Below are 16,030 nucleotides of genomic sequence, written 5' to 3' on the forward strand. Positions count from 1 at the left end.
CGACGCCATCTCCTCGACCGCCGCCGACGCCTCCTCCGAGGCCGAGGCCTGCTCGCTCGAGCCGGACGACAGCTGCTCGGCGGTCGCCGCCGACTGCATGGAGCCGGCCGCGACCTGCGAGGACGAGGCGTTCACCTCGCTGACGATGGTGCGCAGGTGGCCGCGCATGGCGTTCATCGCGGCCAGGAGATCGCCGATCTCGTCGGCTCCGGCCCGGGCGTCGGCGCCCGACAGGTCGCCCCCGCCGATCTCGCGCGCCAGCGACACCGAGCGACCGAGACCCCGCCCGATCGTGATCGCGATCCAGACCGCCGTCGCCGCGCCCAGCGCGATCGCGCCGCCGATGATCGCCAGAAGCAGCTTCATCGCGCCGTCGTAGCGCGCCTTGGCCTCGGCCACCGTCGCCTGCGCCGCGCCGTCCTGGAGGGCGGACAGGGCGGCGATATCCCCGATCAGGTTCGCCATGTGCGGCGAGGCTTCCTTTTCCAGGACCGCGAGGGCCGCCTCTTCGGATCCGCCCGCATGCGCCTCGACCGCACGGCGCGTGGCGTCGCGATAGGATGTCATGCTGGTACCCAACGTCGCGACGCGGTCCAGCGCCAGCTGCGTGCGTCCCCGGTAGGTCTCGAGCTTGCGTACGCCCGCCTCCATGCTCGCCTCGGCCTCCTGGCGCAGCTGGGCGGCGCGCGCCGGGTCCGGGGTCAGGAGGGCCCGGTTCATCAGGCGCCCGCCGTTCATGACGTCGGACCGGATCTCGCCGAGCAGCTTGGCCTGCTGGAAAGGACGGTCAATGAAGGCCTCGAGGCGGGCCTGAGAGGCCTTGAGCTCCATCACGCCGAAATAGCCGACCAGTCCGGTCAGGGCGATCACCCCTGCGAAGCCGGCGATCAGTCGGGCCTTGATGGTGAAGCGCATCGCTCTCGTTCCACGGTTGGATATCGCCCGTACGATGCCACGGGTTTTGTTCTCCACACGTTAAGATTGCCGAACTTCGATATCCTCCCGAGGACGACTGTCCCGAAGCGCCGCGACAGCTGGGCATTTGCGCAGGCATCCATATATTCGGAGGCAGACGCGGATCGGCGGCGGGCCGGTCCGCCCTCCCCCTCGCCAGCCGAACCCGCTGGCGCCTTCCATCCCGCCGATCCGTGGCGCTTCATGTCCTCCACCTCCCATGACGGGCTGCCCCAGCCGGCCCGGTCCCTTGCCTTCGCGACGATCGCGCTCGCACTCTTCACCGCCGTGCTCGACGGGGCGATCGCCAACATTGCCCTCCCGCCCATCACGGCCCAGTTCGGCATCCATCCGGCCGACGCTGTGTGGGTCGTCAACGGCTACCAGCTCGCCATCACCATGGCGCTCCTGCCGCTGGCCTCGCTCGGCGAGATCCTCGGCTACAAGCGCGTCTACCTCAGCGGGCTCGCGCTCTTCACGCTGGGCTCGGGCCTTTGCGCGCTGGCGCCCGACCTCCATTGGCTGGTCGCCGCGCGCGCCATCCAGGGCCTCGGCGCCGCCGGCATCATGAGCATCAACATCGCGCTCGTACGGTTCGTCTTCCCGCAAAGCCAGCTCGGCCGGGCGGTGGGCAACGTGGCGGTCGTGGTGGGCGTCTCGGCGGCGGCCGGTCCGACGGTGGCGGGTCTCATCCTGGCGGTCGCGCCCTGGCGGGCCCTGTTCCTGGTCAACGTGCCGATCGGCGCGCTGGCGCTCTTCGTCGGCTGGCGCACCCTGCCCCAGACGCCGCGCTCGGGCGCGCGCTTCGACGTTCGCAGCGCGGTCCTGAGCGCGGCGACCTTCGGCCTCCTGATCTCGGGCATCAACGACATCGGCCACGCCGACGGCGCGGGTCGCGCCGCGCTCCTGATCGCGGCGGGCGTCGCGGTCGGCATCGTGTTCGTGCGCTCGCAGCTCAGCTTGGCCGTGCCGATGCTGCCGGTCGACCTTCTGCGGCGACCCGTCTTCGCGCTGTCGGCGGTCTGCTCCGTCGGCTCCTTCGCGGCCCAGGCCATCGCCTTCGTGTCGCTGCCCTTCCTGTTCCACGACACGCTCGGCCGCAGCGCCTCGGAGACCGGCCTCCTGCTGACGCCCTGGCCCATCTCGACCGCGATCGCGGCCTTCATCTCGGGGCGGCTGGCGGACCGCATGGCGCCGGGGCGGCTCGCGGCGGGCGGCCTGTTCCTGTTCTCGGCGGGCCTCGTCTCGCTCACCCTCATGCCCGCCTCGCCGGGCGATGCCGACCTCGTCTGGCGGCTGGCGCTGGCGGGCTTCGGCTTCGGCACGTTCCAAGCGCCCAACAACCGCCTCCTGATCACCAGCGCGCCGCGCGAGCGCGCGGGCGGGGCGAGCGGCATCCAGTCCACGGCACGCCTCGTCGGCCAGTCGCTCGGCGTCGCGATCCTCGCCAGCATCTTCGGCCTCGTGCCGGACGGCCCGATCCCGGTGGCACTCGGCCTGGCCGCGGCGCTCGCCGCGGCCGGCATCGTTCCAAGCGCCCTCCGGCAGGAGGAAGCCCGCCGCGAGGCGGCGCGCGTCGGGGCCTGACGCTCGCCCTCGCCCGTCGCCGTGCTATCGAGGCATCGGGAGAGGCACGGGGGAGCGGGCAGGCATGGACGAGACGACGCTGGGGCGCCTGCGCGCCGCGATCCGGGCCGCGGGCCACGTGCCGGACGCGGGCTTCGACCGGCGCCTCGCCCGGCATCTGCCGCAGCTCGCCCGCGAGTTCGACGCGGTCTACGGCGACCATCCGGCGCGCGAGGCCGAGCTCGAGGCGGCGGTTCTCCTGGCGGCGCGCGCCTCGCAGGCACGGCCGGACGAGCTGCGCGCTTTGGATCTGCAGCGCGAGGCCAATCCCGACTGGTTCCTGTCGAACCGCATGGTGGGCGGCGTCTGCTACGTCGATCGCTATGCCGGGACGCTGCGCGGACTTCGGGACCGCATTCCGGACTTTCGCGAACTCGGCCTCACCTATCTCCACCTCATGCCGCTGTTCCGCTGCCCGGAGGGCAACTCGGACGGGGGATATGCGGTGTCGTCTTATCGCGAGGTGGACCCGCGCCTCGGCACGATGGCCGATCTCGGCGCCCTGTGCGCGGCGCTGCGCGACAACGGCATCTCGCCGGTAGTCGACTTCATCTTCAACCATACGTCCGACGAGCACGAATGGGCGCGCCGGGCGATGGCGGGCGAGCGCGAGTTCGAGGACTACTACCGCATCTATCCCGACCGGCGCCTGCCGGACCTCTTCGAGGAGACGACGCGCGAGATCTTCCCGGACGACCACCCCGGCTCCTTCGTGCCCCTGCCGGACGGACGGTGGATCTGGGCGACCTTCTACCGCTTCCAGTGGGACCTGAACTACGCCAACCCGGCGGTCTTCCGCGCCATGGCCGGCGAGATGCTGTTTCTGGCCAACCAGGGCATCGAGATCCTGCGCATGGACGCGGTCGCCTTCATCTGGAAGCGGCTCGGCACGAGCTGCGAGAGCCTGCCCGAGGCGCACCGGCTCATCCGCGCCTTCAACGCGCTCTGCCGCATCGCGGCGCCCGCCCTCCTGTTCAAGTCGGAGGCCATCGTCCATCCCGACGAGGTCGTGTCCTATATCGACCCGGCCGAGTGCCCGATCTCCTACAACCCCCTTCTCATGGCGCTCGGGTGGGAGGCGCTCGCCACGCGCGACGCGCGCCTTCTCCAGCTCGCCCTCGACCGGCGCCAGCAGCTTCCCGCCGGCTGCGCCTTCGTGAACTACGTTCGCTCGCACGACGACATCGGCTGGACCTTCGACGACGCGGAGGCACGCGAGCTCGGCATCGATCCGGACGGGCACCGGCGCTTCCTGAACCGGGTCTATGTCGGGCGCTTTCCCGGCTCCTTCGCGCGCGGCGAGCCGTTTCAGGAGAACCCGCGCACCGGCGACTGCCGCATCGCGGGCACCACGGCCTCGCTGGCCGGCGTCGAGGCGAAGGACCCGCACGGGGTCGCCCGCGTCCTGCTTCTTCACGCGCTGGCCCTCGCCTCGGCGGGCATCCCGCTCCTTTATCTCGGCGACGAGGTCGGGCAGCTCAACGATCCGACCTACCGGACGCGCCCCGGCGAGGCGCAGGACAGCCGCTGGCTGCACCGGCCCATGGGCGTCGGGCGCTTCGACGCCGCCCGGCACGGCCCCGAAACGCCGGGCGGTGCGATCCACCATGGGCTGGCGGCCATGATCCGCATCCGCCGAGAGACCCCGGCCTTTGCCGGCAACCGCATTCACGGCTTCCGCACGCAGGTCGATCCGGTGGCCGGCTTCCTGCGGCCCGCCGATCGGGAATCGGTGCTGGTTCTCGCCCATTTCGGCGAAGGGACGGCTTGGGTCGCACCTGAGCGCTTCCGATCCCTCCCCCGGACGGCGCGGGACCTCCTGACGGGGCGGCGTCTGGACCTGCGACAGGAGCTCCAGCTGGGGCCCTACGAGGTCCTGTGGCTTCTTCTGGAAGACGAGGAGACGGCATGGGATGGCGACCGCCGCTATCCACATGCCGCTGCGGCATAGGATCACGTTTTGTTTCTCGACACGCGCAGCCGAGCGATCCCGCACGCATAACTTCCGGTAGCGGAATTCCGGCAATTTTCTAGCGAAATCAAGGCGGATTGAACCCTTGGCACGGCGCGCAGGCGGGTTCGTCGCTCGCCGGGGTCGCATGAAGGACGTCCTCCGATCTTAACCATTCGTTAAGCTTCCCATGTTCGAAGCTTAAGAAAGCTTTAACGTTTCTCCTGCCCCTCCCTCCGGCACAGAGATCCGCCATGAGCGACACGCTACAACGACCGGTTGTCGACCGTCCGACCCCCATGCTTGCCCCCGTCGGCGTCGCCGACGCGATCCGCGCCCTCGCCGGCGACCTTCCCCAGGTCGACATCAGCTTCGAGCCCGCCCTTTCCCTTCTGTGGATCGACCTAGCGCCGGAGCCCAAGCCCGTCTTCACGATGGAGTGCATCGCCAGCGTCGCCGCCGTGCAGGAAGCGGTGATGGCCCATAATCTGGGCGGGCCGCTCGAGCCCGTGCGCTTCCTCGCCTATCGCGCCAAGGGCGAGGTCTTCTCGCTCGGCGGCGATCTCGACTACTATCTCGGTTGCCTCGCCCGGGGCGACCGCCAGGGCCTGGAGCGCTACGCGCGCCTGGCCACGCAGGTCATCGAGCTGAACACCAACGGCCTGCGCGGGCAGGTCATCACGCTCAGCACGGTTCACGCCCGCGCGCTCGGCGGCGGCATCGATCCCGCGCGCGCCTGCAACGTCATGGTGGCCGAGGAGCGCGCGAGCTTCAGCTACCCGGAGGTTCACTACAACCACTTCCCGATCTCGGCCGTGCCCGTCCTGATACGGCGGGCGGGCGCGATCGAGGCCGAGCGCATCCTCACCTCGGGCGACGTCTACGCGCCCGAGGAGTTCCTGGCCAAGGGCGTGCTCGACGCCGTGGTGCCGGCGGGCGACGGCGAGGACTGGCTGCGCCGCTATGCGGAGAAGGCGGCCACCAGCCACCGCGCCCGCGTGATGCTGTTCGAGGCCTTCAACAGGCGGTTCGGCGATCTGCGCGCCGATCTCGCGGACGCCGCCGCCCTCTGGGTCGATCACATCATGAGCCTCAGCGCGGTGGAGGTGGCTAAGCTGCAGCGAATCGCCAACGCGCAGAACCGCATGCTGTCGCGCCGGGGCCGGGACGCCGCCGCGGCCTGACGCGGCCATGGCGAGATTGCGGCCGGTCGCTTCCAACTTCCCGTTTCGGTTAACCCGACGCTAGGAGTCAGCTGCGATCATCGGCTGCAAGGCAGACACAAAAGAGCGCCGTCCGGCATCTGGTGGGAGACATCCGGGCGGCGCCGATGAAAGAAGCGGCTATGAGGTTCACCGGTGCCTCCGCCCCGACGGTTCGCGCGGCCCAGGCCGTGCGGGCCGGGCGGCCCCCCAGGCGCAGACGGCCCCGCGATCTGGCCGCCTATCGCCACCTCGTGGGCACGCTCTTCTCCTCGCCCGCATCGCTTGCCATCTCGAACCTGATCGGCGTCTTCGTGCCGCTGTTCTGCTGGCACGTGACGAACGACGACGTGTTCCTGGCGCTCACCGTGCTGACGGGGCTGACCTTCGGCGCCCGCATGGTCACAGTCTTGCGCTATACGCGCCAGCCCCACGATCTCGACACGCTGGCCCGCACGCGGGCCTGGGACCGCGAATTCCTGGCCGGGACCACGGTCTTCGCCATCCTGGTCGGCGCGAACTGCTATCTGGCTCTCGCCGGCACCGACAGCGTTCCGGCGCACATCCTCACGATCGTCGCCGGCATCGCCTTCGCCTCCGGCTTCGTCGCGCGCAACGCCGCCCGCCCGTTCTTCGTGATCCTGCAGATCGCCTGCCTGGCCGGCCCGATGGCCGCCGGTCTCGTGGTGGCGGGTCATCCCTACTATGCTGGGATCGGGGCCTTCATCGTCTTCTACGGCCTCACCAACGTGGTGATCACCTTTTCGATCAACCGCAACCTCGTCGCCCTCGCCACGGCCCATCGCGAGGCGAACGAGCTCTCGCACCTCGCCAAGCGCGAGGCGGCCAAGCTGGATCTCGCCCTCAACGCCATGGTGCAGGGCCTGGCGATGTTCGACGAGGCGGGGCGGCTTGAGGTCTGCAACACGCGCCACCAGGTTCTCTACGGCTTCGGCGGCCCGGACACGGTGCCCGGCGCCTTCAACACCTTCCTGGAGGCGACCGTCCAGAACGGGATGCTGGCGCCCTCCACCGCCGAGCGGATCGGCGTGCTTGGCACCGAGGCGCTCACCACCCAGCGCCCGCAGGCCGCCGAGATCGAGACGCGGACCGGCGATGTGCTCGCGCTGTCGCTCGAGCCGACGCCCGAAGGGGGCGCCCTTCTCACCACGGAGAACATCACGACCCGCAAGCGCGTGGCGGCCACGATCGAGCGCATGGCCAATACCGACAGTCTGACGGGTCTGCGCAACCGGTTCAGCTTCAACCAGCGCCTGGTCGATGCCTGTCGTGAACCCGAAGGCCGGCCCTTCAGCCTCCTGTCGTTCGACATCGATAACTTCAAGTCCGTCAACGACAGCCTCGGGCACGGGGTCGGCGACGAGCTTCTGCTGCGCGTGGCCGAGCGGCTGCGGCGCCTCCTCGGCAGCGAGGGTATTATCGCGCGTTTCGGCGGCGACGAGTTCCTCGTCATCCTGCCCGAGGACGCCCCTGCGGCGCTGACCACGGCCCGGCGCCTGCTCGACGACTTCCGACTGCCCTTCGAGATCGACGGGCGCATCCTGCACGTCACGGTCAGCATCGGCGTCGCGAGCTGGCCGACCCATGGCTCCGTGGCCGCCGAGATGATGAGCGCGGCCGACATGGCGCTCTACGCGGCGAAGGGCGCGGGCCGCAACGCGGCCGTCGTCTTCACGCGCGAGATGGCCGAAAGCATCCATTCCCGGCGCGCGCTGGAAGAGAACCTGCGCCTGGCATGGCGCGACCGGCGCTTCGCGCTCCACTACCAGCCGATCGTCGAGCTCGCCACCGGGCGCGTCGTCGCCTGCGAGGCGCTGATGCGCTGGCCGGTCGAGACCGGGGGGTTCGTCTCGCCCGCCGACTTCATTCCCCTCGCCGAGCAGATGGGGCTCATCGTGCCCATGGGCGCCTGGGCGATCCGGCAGGCCTGCCTCGACGCCGCCGCCTGGCCGATCGAGGCCGACGTCGCGGTGAACGTCTCCGCGATCCAGTTCCGCGATCCCGACGATCTCGTGCGCAGCGTCGAGATCGCGCTGGCCGACAGCGGCCTTGCCCCCGCGCGCCTCGAGCTGGAGGTGACCGAATCGCTTCTGATCGACGATGCCGAGGAGACGCTGGCCGCCATGCGCCGCCTGCGCGCGCTCGGCGTGAAGTTGGCGCTCGACGACTTCGGCACGGGCTACGCCTCGATCGGCTATCTCGCGCGCTATCCCTTCACCAAGGTCAAGATCGACCGCTCCTTCGCGCAGCTGGTGGCAAGCGACGACACGTCCCGCGCCATCATCGAGACCATCTGCGCGCTCGCCCACCGCTTCGACCTGACCGTCGTGGTGGAAGGCATAGAGACCTGTACGCAGGCGAACGAGATCGCCCGCCTGGGCGCGGAACAGGCCCAAGGCTATCTCTTCGCCAAGCCGCTCGACATGACGGGACTGCATGCGTTGCTGGAGCGTCCGGGCCTTCGCTTGCCGCTCGCCACCACTGCGGAAGCGGATCGCGCTCTTCCCGCGTAGAAGGGGGTGGACAGCTCGAAAGGCTCTGCCTATAAGGCGCCCACTCCTCGCGGAAACGAAGCCTTCGGCGCTTTCCCGCAGAGGCGCCCGGGTAGCTCAGTTGGTAGAGCATGCGACTGAAAATCGCAGTGTCGGCGGTTCGACTCCGTCCCCGGGCACCACCGTTTTTTCCGTCACGTTCGCTTGCTCGGGCCTCAGCGCCTCCTAGCTGTCCCGGCTCGTTGCGCCTGCGGATGACGCGCTCCGATCGTCGGTTGCGCCTTGCGCGTCGGAACCAGACTGATACAGGAACCATCCGGCTACCTTACCGGTAGGCGGACCGCTCCGCTGGCTTGTCGTGCCCCGGCCGACTGGCGCCTTCCCTGCCGTTCGTGAGGCGGTCCGCCCGCCGGAAGTGCCGACGTCGTGACCGCATCCTCAGAGGCCGCCCAGTCCCCGCCCGCTCCCAGCGAGGACAAGTACGCCGCCTTCCGCAACAACCGCTTCCTGCGCTACTGGCTCGCGCGGCTTCTCGCCTCCTTCGCGGTTCAGATCGTGTCGGTCTCGGTCGGCTGGCAGATCTACGCGCTGACGCGCGATCCGCTCGATCTCGGCTTCGTTGGCCTCTGCCAGTTCCTGCCCGCCCTCGTCCTGGTGCTGGTGACGGGCGCGGCGGCCGACCGCTACTCGCGCCGCTGGATCATGGGACTGTCGATCCTGGTCGAGACCCTGGGCGCGGCCACGCTCCTCGCCCTCACCTATCTTGAGCTCGTCTCGCCGCTTCCCGTCTTCGCGATCCTCGTCGTCTTCGGCATCGCGCGTGCCTTCTTCGGCCCGGCGGCCTCCTCGCTGGTGGTCAACCTCGTGTCGCGCGACGAGCTTGCCAACGCCATCGCCTGGAACTCCTCGTCCTGGCAGATCGCCTCGATCGTCGGACCGGTGGCAGGCGGCCTCCTCTACGGCGTGTCCTCGCATCTCGCCTACGGCGTCGCGGTCGCGATGTTCGCGGTCGCCGCCGTGCTGATCCTGTCGATCCACGTCGCCGCGCACCGGCGCTCCGAGGAGCCAGCGAGCCTCGAGACGGTGGTGGCGGGCTTCCGCTACATATGGGGCGAGAAGGTGGTGCTCGGCGCGATCTCGCTCGACCTTTTCGCGGTGCTGCTCGGCGGCGCGGTGGCGCTGATGCCCGTCTTCGCGCACGACGTCCTCGACGTCGGGCCGTGGGGCCTTGGCCTCCTTCGCGCCGCGCCCGGCATCGGCGCACTCGCGGTCGCCGTGTTTCTCGCCACCCATCCGATCCGCGACCGGGCGGGCCTCGTGATGTTCCTGTTCGTGGCGCTCTTCGGCGCCTTCACGGTTCTGTTCGGCCTGTCGACGACGCCCTGGCTGTCGATCCTCGCGCTCATTCTCATGGGCGCCTCCGACATGATCTCCGTCTATATCCGCGAGATCCTGCTCCAGCTCTGGACGCCGGACGAGGTGCGCGGGCGCGTCAACGCCGTGAACCAGGTCTTCGTCGGCGCCTCCAACGAACTCGGCGAGTTCCGCGCCGGGCTCATGGCGTTCTGGATCGGGGCCGTTCCCGCCGTGGTGATCGGCGGCATGGCGACGGTCGCCATCGCCGGCATCTGGTCGGCGGCCTTCCCGCAGTTGCGCCAGGCGCGCAGCCTCGCCGCGCGCGACTGACCGGCGGCCTCAGGCGACCGGGGCGACGGGCACGGCCGAGGCCGCGGCCGGCGCGAAGGCCCGGTTCCAGGCGTCGAGGCTCGCGATCTTGTAGGCCTCGGCCAGGGTCGGGTAGTTGAACGTGTTCTCGATGAAGTAATCGATCGTTCCCTTCAGGTTCAGGACCGCCTGCCCGATGTGGACGAGCTCGGTCGCCCCCTCGCCCAGGATGTGGACGCCCAGCAGGCGTCGCGTCTTCTTGGAGAAGATCATCTTCATCATCCCGGTCTCGAGGCCCATGATGTGGCCGCGCGAGGTCTCGCGGAAGCGCGCGACGCCGACCTCGTAGGGAATGGCGCGGCGGCGCACCTCCTCCTCGCTCATCCCCACGGTCGACATCTCCGGCACGGAATAGATGCCGTAGGGAAAGAACTCTGGCTCGGGCGGCAGCGGCGCGCCGAAGGCGTGGCAAGCCGCGATGCGGCCCTGCTCCATCGAGGTGGAGGCGAGCGAGGGAAAACCGATCACGTCTCCGCTGGCATAGATGCGCGGGACCGCCGTCTGCAGCGTCTTCGGGTCCACAACGATGCGGCCGCGATGGTCGCTCGACAGGCCGGCGGCGGGCAGGTCCAGCCGGTCGGTCGCGCCCATGCGGCCGGCGGCGAACAGCAGGATCTCGCTCGCCACGTCCCGGCCCGACGACAGGCGGCAGACCGGGCGCCCGGCGCCGTCAAAATCGACGCTCTCGACCTTGGAGCCCAGGCGCAGCGCGACGTTGCGGTCGCGCAACTCATGGGTGAACTCGTCGATCAGCTCCTTGTCGATGAAGTCGAGGAAGGTCTCGCGCGGCTCGATCAGGGTGACCTGCACCTCGAGCGCCGAGAAGATCGTGGCGTATTCAACCCCGATCACGCCCGCGCCGATCACGGTCAGCGAGCGGGGCAGCTTCGGGATGGCGAGGATCTCGTCGGAGTCGAAGACGCTGGTGCCGTTGAAGGGCACGTAGCCGGGTCGGAAGGGCTGGGTGCCGACCGCGATCAGCGTCGCGCCGGGCCGGAAGCGCCGCTCCTCGCCGTCCGGCAGACGCACCGCGACCTCTTCGGTCGATACGAAGCGCGCCTCGCCCTGAAGCGTGCGTACGCCGTTGCGCGAGAACTGGTGCTCCAGAACGTCGACCTCGTGGGCCAGCGTCTTGGTCATCCGGTCCTGGACGTCGCTCGCGGTGATGTCCTGCTTCACGCGGTAGGACCGCCCGTAGAAGCCGCGTTCGCGCCAGCCGGACAGGTTCAGCACCGTCTCGCGCATGGTTTTGGAGGGGATCGTGCCGGTGTGAACCGAGACGCCGCCGACGCGCCGCCTGTCCTCGACGACCAGCACCGAGCGGCCGAGCTTGGCGGCCTGGATCGCGGCGCGCCGGCCGGACGGCCCGCTGCCGATCACGAGAAAGTCGGGGTTGCTCATGCTGGAGGTCTCGCAGCTGCGAAGGAACGTTCCGTCCCCATACAAGCCCAGCCTTTCGCAAACCACGCGCGGCAGGCGTCGAACCTAGCCCGCGTCGACGCGCTGCCCGAAGATCAGGCCGAGAAAGTCCGCCAACCAGCGCTTCACCGGCGCATCGTGTACCGCGCGGCCCGAGAAGTGGGCCGAGCGCCCCTGCGCGCCGGGCAGCGAGAGGCGGGCGTGGCCGTGCGTCGTCCAGCGATGCATCATGGCGAGCGTCAACTCGGCATGGAACTGCACCCCGTAGGCGTTGGGCCCGGCCCGGATGGCCTGGTTGGGGAAGCGCCCCTCGCCTTCGGCCAGAAGCTCGATGCCGCGCGGCAGGTCGAAGCCCTCGCGGTGCCACTGGTAGACCATGGGCGGCCAGTCCCGCAGGAGCGCGCGGCCGGCCTGGGTCGAGCGCAGCGGGTAATAGCCGACCTCGACCCAGCCCTCGGGGTGCGGCCCGACCGTGCCGCCGAGATGCTTCACCATCATCTGCGCGCCGAGGCAGATGCCCAGCAGCGGCCGGTCCTCGCGCAGCGGCACGTCGAGCCAGTCGATTTCGTGGCGCAGGTGCGGCTCCTCGTCGTTGGCGCTCGGCGGCCCGCCGAAGACGATGGCGCCCCGGTGCCGCTCCAGCGTCGCTGGCAGCTTCTCGCCGAGAACCGGGCGGCGGATGTCGAGGGGCACGCCCGCGGCCTCGAGGATCTGGCCGACGCGCCCGGGCGTCGAGGTTTCCTGATGCAGGACAACGAGAACCGGACGCGTCTCGCCCTCGACGCGCAGGGTATGACGCGGCGGTTCGGCTTTCAGGCTGTCGGCAATCGGCGGCGGCGCCTCGAAGCGGTCAGGCACCCGCTTCCTCCTGGCTGGACGCATCCTCGCGATAGCGGTCGGCGGCCTCGCGCTTGGTCAGCATCCGGTCGCGCGACGACACGCCGAGCAGTTCCGAGATGCGCCAGACGAGATTGTCCTCCAGCTCGTGCACCTCGCCGTCGACGTAGACCATCTCCCAGAGAAGCTCGACGAAGCGCACGCGCTGCTCGGCCGAAAGGTGGCGCATCAGGACATGCGTGAACTGGAAGAGATCGACGGAATCGGCATCCGCCGCCTGGCCGGCCGCGACCACGGCGCGCGCGGCCTCTGCGCCCAAGCCGTATTCGCGGCGCAGCAGCGTGCGCAGCGCATCGCGCTCCGTCGCGCTCGCCGCGCCATCGGCCTCGGCCACGTGGAACAGGAGCGCGGCGGCGGCCACCTGCGGGTCGTCGGAGCGGTGGTGCGCGTCACCCTCGCCCGAGAGCGTTCGCAGGAAGTCCTTCAGCGAGTCGAACATGGACGAAAGGGCCTTGGGCCGGGCTTGGGAAGGGCCGAAGCGATCCGGCCCGCGGAGGATGGGAGGCTTGGGCGCGCCCCTGCAGCTCCCGCCCCGAGCGCCGGTTCCGGCTCAGGCGAGGCTGGGCTGGTCGCGCCGCTCGGCGGTCTCAACGGACGTGGACGATACGGGTTCCGCGAGCGGCGCCAGGCTCTGCGCGTTGCGCGGATACAGGTCCGTCACGCGGCGCATCGGGTCGTCGCCGTTCACCACGCGCTGCCCGTGCTCGGCGGGCGCGGGCGTTCCCCAGCGGAAGGCGTCGAGCCGTCCCGTGGCCGGCGAAACCGGAAGCCACTGCGAGCTCGTCGAGCCGTCGGCCATCCAGGTCGGGTCCTTGGGCGCGGTGAGCGCGCGGCCCATCCACTGGCGGACCAGAGCCTCGTTTCCCGTCTCGGCCTCCTCGATGTCGGCGAGGAGCAGGTAGATCGACTCGCGCGGCCCCTTCTCCGCCGCCGCCAAGGCCTCGCGGCGGGCGAGCGCGAAGTCTCGCGCGTCGAGCGCGGCGTGGGCGACCGCCAGATGCGATTCGACATGCCCCGGCTGGAGCGCGGCGAGACTCTGGGCCCGCTTCAGGCGCTCGCTCACGCCGTCGCCCGGTCGGGCGTGGATGTAGAGCGCGGCGACCTCCGGGTGGGGCCCGGCCTTCCAGGAGGTCTCGAGGATGCGGGACGCCTTGCGGGCATCGCCGAGACGGATCAGGGCGCGCGCCGCGACGGTCGCGGCGGGCACGAGATCGGGCGCGAGCTTCTGCGCCTCGACCGCCGCTGCCTTGGAGCCGGCCGGATCGGCGTCCGCGAGGTTGGCGGCCTTCGCCGTGAGCAGCACCGCGCGCATGCGCCGGCTCTCGGTCTTGTCGACGAGGCGCGAGTCGCGCTGCGCTTCCAGGATGCCGAGCGCTCCGTCGAAGTCGCCCTGCGTCGCCTTGAGGTCGAGAACGGCACCCCCAGCCCACGAGACATGGGGCGCGATGCGCACCGCGCGCTCGGCATAGTGCCGTGCGGCGTTCTGGTCGCCGAGGCGCTCGGCCTCGAGGTAGAGGCCGCGGAGACCCACGAGACGGGTCTCGGGATCTCCCTCCAGCGTCTCGAAGATCGAGCGGGCGCGGGCATGGTCGCCCTCCACCAGCGCGGTCTGCGCGTCGAGGAAGCGCAGCATCGGGTCGGCGCGGCCCGACAGGAGCTTCTTCGCGCGGTCGGTGTAGCGGCGCGCCGTCAGCGCGTCGCCAGCGCCGGCCGCGATCATGCCGGCCGACAGGGCGCGATAGCCCTTCTCGCGGCGACGGTCGCCGAAGAAGCGCGCGACGCGGTCGGGCGCCTTGAAGAAGCCGCGCACCAGCCAGAACAGGATGACCGCCGCCGCGAGCAGCAGCAGTTCGATGATTACGAAGACCGTGAACGTGGTTCCGACCTCCTGGCCCTGCCAGACGAGCTGGACGGTGCCGGGATGGTCGGCGAGCCAGGCGAAGCCGAGACCGGCAGCGAGGACGACCAGGAAGAAGGCGAGGATACGCAGCATGTCAGCCCTGCGACGCGGGGGCGCCGATGGCGCTGTTGATGGTCTGGTCGATCAGGCGGTCGGTCTCGACCCGCGCGCGGACCTTGGCGGCGAAATCGCTCGAGGCGGTCTTGGCCGCCTCGGGCAGCGTCTCCCACTGGGTGAGCCATCCCGCGAAGTCGCCCGACGAGATGGCCGCGTCCATGCGCGCGACCGTGGCGCCCGGGCCCGGATCGGTCGGCGACACGCTGGACCCCGCCGGACGCACGGTCACCAGCGAGCGGAGCCCGGAAAGCACCTGGTCGCCGACGTCGCTGGCCGAGACCTTCGGGCGCACCGCGTCGAGGATCGCCGTCTCGGCGTCGTTCCACTGGCCGGCAAGGCTGGCGGGCGTCGGAACGCCGGCCGCCGCGTACTGGCGCAGCGAACCCACGGCCTGGCTCTCGGCCTCGCCGCCGCTGGTGGCGAAGCGCTCCAGCTCGCCCATGAAGGGCTGGCCCCGGTCGATCGCAGCCTTGAGGCCGGCGGCCGAGAGGGCGAGCGCGGCGCGGCGGTTGCCCTCTTCGATCGTGGCCAGACGCTCGCCGAAAGCCTGGACATCGCCGCGCACGGCTTCCACGGCCTGCTGCGCCGCGTTGGCGGTCTCGGTCGCCGAGCGCGCGGTGTCCACCGCCCCTTGCGCGGTCTGGTTGGCGGCCTGGGCGGCCCCTTGCGCCTCGCCGGCCGTGTTGCGCGCGGCGTCGGCGGCGGCCTGCGCGGCGCTGGCGGCCTCGCGCGCCTGGTCTGCCGTCGTCTGCGCGGCGCCGGCGGCCTGCGAGGCGCCCTGCGCGGCGGTCGAGGCGTCGCTCGACGAGGTGCCGCCGCTCTGGATGGCGCGCTCGGCCGCCGTGACGCGGTCGGTCAGCGCGGTGACGTCGGCCGGCGAGACGCCGCCCCCCGCCCCGCCTGCGGCCTGCGCGGACTGGAGCTGCTCCACGGTCTCGCGCAGCGTCTGGATATCACCCCGGGCCTGCTGCAACTCGCCGGCAGGGGCGAACTGCTGCGGATTGATGGTCTGGGCATTGCGATCGGGCAAGGTGATCGCACCGGTCGACAGGAGGGCGATGCCCCCCGCCCCGACGATCAGGCCGCCCAGGAGGCCGGCGCCGAGCAGCGACCCGAAGGAGGTGCCGCGCGGCTCGCTCTCGTGCGGAGCGACATAGGGCACGGCGGGCGGCGGCTCGGACTCGCGGGCCGCGTCGGACACGACTTCGTCGTCCTCGAACTCGCCGAGGTCGCGGCGCGCGGGCGCCTCCGACGCCGCGCCCTCACCACTCGCGTCGTGCTCGCCGGTCGGCCGTTCCGCATCGGCGAGCGTGCCGCCGCCGGCCAGGACCGCCTCGGGCACGAGCCCTTCCTCGCGGGCGAACTCCGTCTCGGCGCGGCCAGGCTCGGTGGGGTGCGCGTCGCGCGTCTCGTCCCGCTCGACCGGGGGCACGGGCGTATGGAGCACGCGGTCCTCCTCCCCGGGCGAGGTGGCTGGCACTTCGACGAGCGCCGGTGTCTCGGCGGGATGCTCGGCCGGGGGCTCCACGACGACCTCGGGCTCGCCCTCGCGCGCACCGCGCGCGGCCTCGCTCACCGGTCCGACCTCGCCCACCATGGCGCCGCCGGCGGTCGCCGGGGCCAGACGCTCCGCCTCTCCGTCGATCACGGTTTGAGGCTTGCCGCCGCTCGGACGACGCGGACGATTGGCCATGGAGGAACTCCTTCCTGTCGCGACATGTCGAGC

General features: G+C 70.8%; 11 protein-coding genes and 1 tRNA gene. 6 read left to right on the forward strand and 6 right to left on the reverse strand.

The annotated features are described in order from the left end of the window. Positions 1 to 915 (reverse strand): methyl-accepting chemotaxis protein (locus AUL35_RS17540; protein WP_156418055.1); only part of this gene is annotated, 915 nt, incomplete at its 3' end. 243 nt (positions 916 to 1,158) lie between these two features. Between AUL35_RS17540 and AUL35_RS17545 the strand changes: the two genes are divergently transcribed. The 6 genes from AUL35_RS17545 to AUL35_RS17570 all read left to right on the forward strand — a co-directional run bounded on the left by AUL35_RS17545 (position 1,159) and on the right by AUL35_RS17570 (position 9,932). Continuing rightward, on the forward strand, positions 1,159 to 2,541 hold the full coding sequence (locus AUL35_RS17545) for an MFS transporter (RefSeq protein WP_062017115.1): 1,383 nt from the start codon (positions 1,159 to 1,161) through the stop codon (positions 2,539 to 2,541). Positions 2,542 to 2,605: 64 nt separating this feature from the next. After that, complete coding sequence (locus AUL35_RS17550; protein WP_062017118.1) at positions 2,606 to 4,531, forward strand: alpha-amylase family protein; 1,926 nt, start codon at positions 2,606 to 2,608, stop codon at positions 4,529 to 4,531. A 254-nt stretch (positions 4,532 to 4,785) separates the two neighbouring features. Further along, the gene (locus tag AUL35_RS17555; RefSeq protein WP_082666416.1) at positions 4,786 to 5,715 is read left to right on the forward strand and encodes an enoyl-CoA hydratase-related protein; all 930 of its coding nucleotides are present in this window, start codon (positions 4,786 to 4,788) and stop codon (positions 5,713 to 5,715) included. A gap of 161 nt (positions 5,716 to 5,876) precedes the next feature. Beyond that, positions 5,877 to 8,267 carry a bifunctional diguanylate cyclase/phosphodiesterase gene (locus AUL35_RS17560; RefSeq protein ID WP_062017124.1) on the forward strand — a complete coding sequence of 797 codons (2,391 nt, stop codon included), beginning with the start codon at positions 5,877 to 5,879 and terminating at the stop codon, positions 8,265 to 8,267. Positions 8,268 to 8,352: 85 nt separating this feature from the next. Then, positions 8,353 to 8,428 (forward strand) — tRNA-Phe (locus tag AUL35_RS17565). 244 nt (positions 8,429 to 8,672) lie between these two features. Further along, complete coding sequence (locus tag AUL35_RS17570; RefSeq protein ID WP_062017127.1) at positions 8,673 to 9,932, forward strand: MFS transporter; 1,260 nt, start codon at positions 8,673 to 8,675, stop codon at positions 9,930 to 9,932. Between the two features lie 9 nt (positions 9,933 to 9,941). Here AUL35_RS17570 and sthA read toward each other — a convergent pair whose 3' ends face one another. From sthA to AUL35_RS17595, 5 genes are all read right to left on the reverse strand, one after another. Further along, positions 9,942 to 11,372, reverse strand: coding sequence for a Si-specific NAD(P)(+) transhydrogenase (sthA, locus tag AUL35_RS17575; RefSeq protein WP_062017130.1), 1,431 nt, complete (start codon positions 11,370 to 11,372; stop codon positions 9,942 to 9,944). Positions 11,373 to 11,456: 84 nt separating this feature from the next. Then, entirely contained in the window at positions 11,457 to 12,179 is a 723-nt protein-coding gene (locus tag AUL35_RS17580; RefSeq protein WP_062017269.1) for a glutamine amidotransferase, read from the reverse strand. Between the two features lie 61 nt (positions 12,180 to 12,240). After that, a complete protein-coding gene (locus AUL35_RS17585) occupies positions 12,241 to 12,726 on the reverse strand; it encodes a TerB family tellurite resistance protein (RefSeq protein WP_062017133.1) in 486 nt (161 codons plus the stop codon). A gap of 111 nt (positions 12,727 to 12,837) precedes the next feature. Next, entirely contained in the window at positions 12,838 to 14,280 is a 1,443-nt protein-coding gene (locus AUL35_RS17590; RefSeq protein ID WP_082666419.1) for a heme biosynthesis protein HemY, read from the reverse strand. Between the two features lies 1 nt (position 14,281). Next, positions 14,282 to 15,997 carry a COG4223 family protein gene (locus AUL35_RS17595; protein ID WP_062017136.1) on the reverse strand — a complete coding sequence of 572 codons (1,716 nt, stop codon included), beginning with the start codon at positions 15,995 to 15,997 and terminating at the stop codon, positions 14,282 to 14,284. Positions 15,998 to 16,030: the final 33 nt, after the last annotated feature.

This window comes from Aureimonas sp. AU4 (assembly GCF_001463765.1).
In the GTDB taxonomy this organism is placed as follows: domain Bacteria; phylum Pseudomonadota; class Alphaproteobacteria; order Rhizobiales; family Rhizobiaceae; genus Aureimonas.

What these genes read in the sequence shown, in the direction of transcription:
- AUL35_RS17545 (WP_062017115.1), top strand. Translation starts at nt 1,159, where the DNA reads ATGTCCTCCACCTCCCATGACGGGCTGCCCCAGCCGGCCCGGTCCCTT.
- AUL35_RS17560 (WP_062017124.1), top strand. Translation starts at nt 5,877, where the DNA reads ATGAGGTTCACCGGTGCCTCCGCCCCGACGGTTCGCGCGGCCCAGGCC.
- sthA (WP_062017130.1), bottom strand. Translation starts at nt 11,372, where the DNA reads ATGAGCAACCCCGACTTTCTCGTGATCGGCAGCGGGCCGTCCGGCCGG.
- AUL35_RS17555 (WP_082666416.1), top strand. Translation starts at nt 4,786, where the DNA reads ATGAGCGACACGCTACAACGACCGGTTGTCGACCGTCCGACCCCCATG.
- AUL35_RS17595 (WP_062017136.1), bottom strand. Translation starts at nt 15,997, where the DNA reads ATGGCCAATCGTCCGCGTCGTCCGAGCGGCGGCAAGCCTCAAACCGTG.
- AUL35_RS17550 (WP_062017118.1), top strand. Translation starts at nt 2,606, where the DNA reads ATGGACGAGACGACGCTGGGGCGCCTGCGCGCCGCGATCCGGGCCGCG.
- AUL35_RS17585 (WP_062017133.1), bottom strand. Translation starts at nt 12,726, where the DNA reads ATGTTCGACTCGCTGAAGGACTTCCTGCGAACGCTCTCGGGCGAGGGT.
- AUL35_RS17590 (WP_082666419.1), bottom strand. Translation starts at nt 14,280, where the DNA reads ATGCTGCGTATCCTCGCCTTCTTCCTGGTCGTCCTCGCTGCCGGTCTC.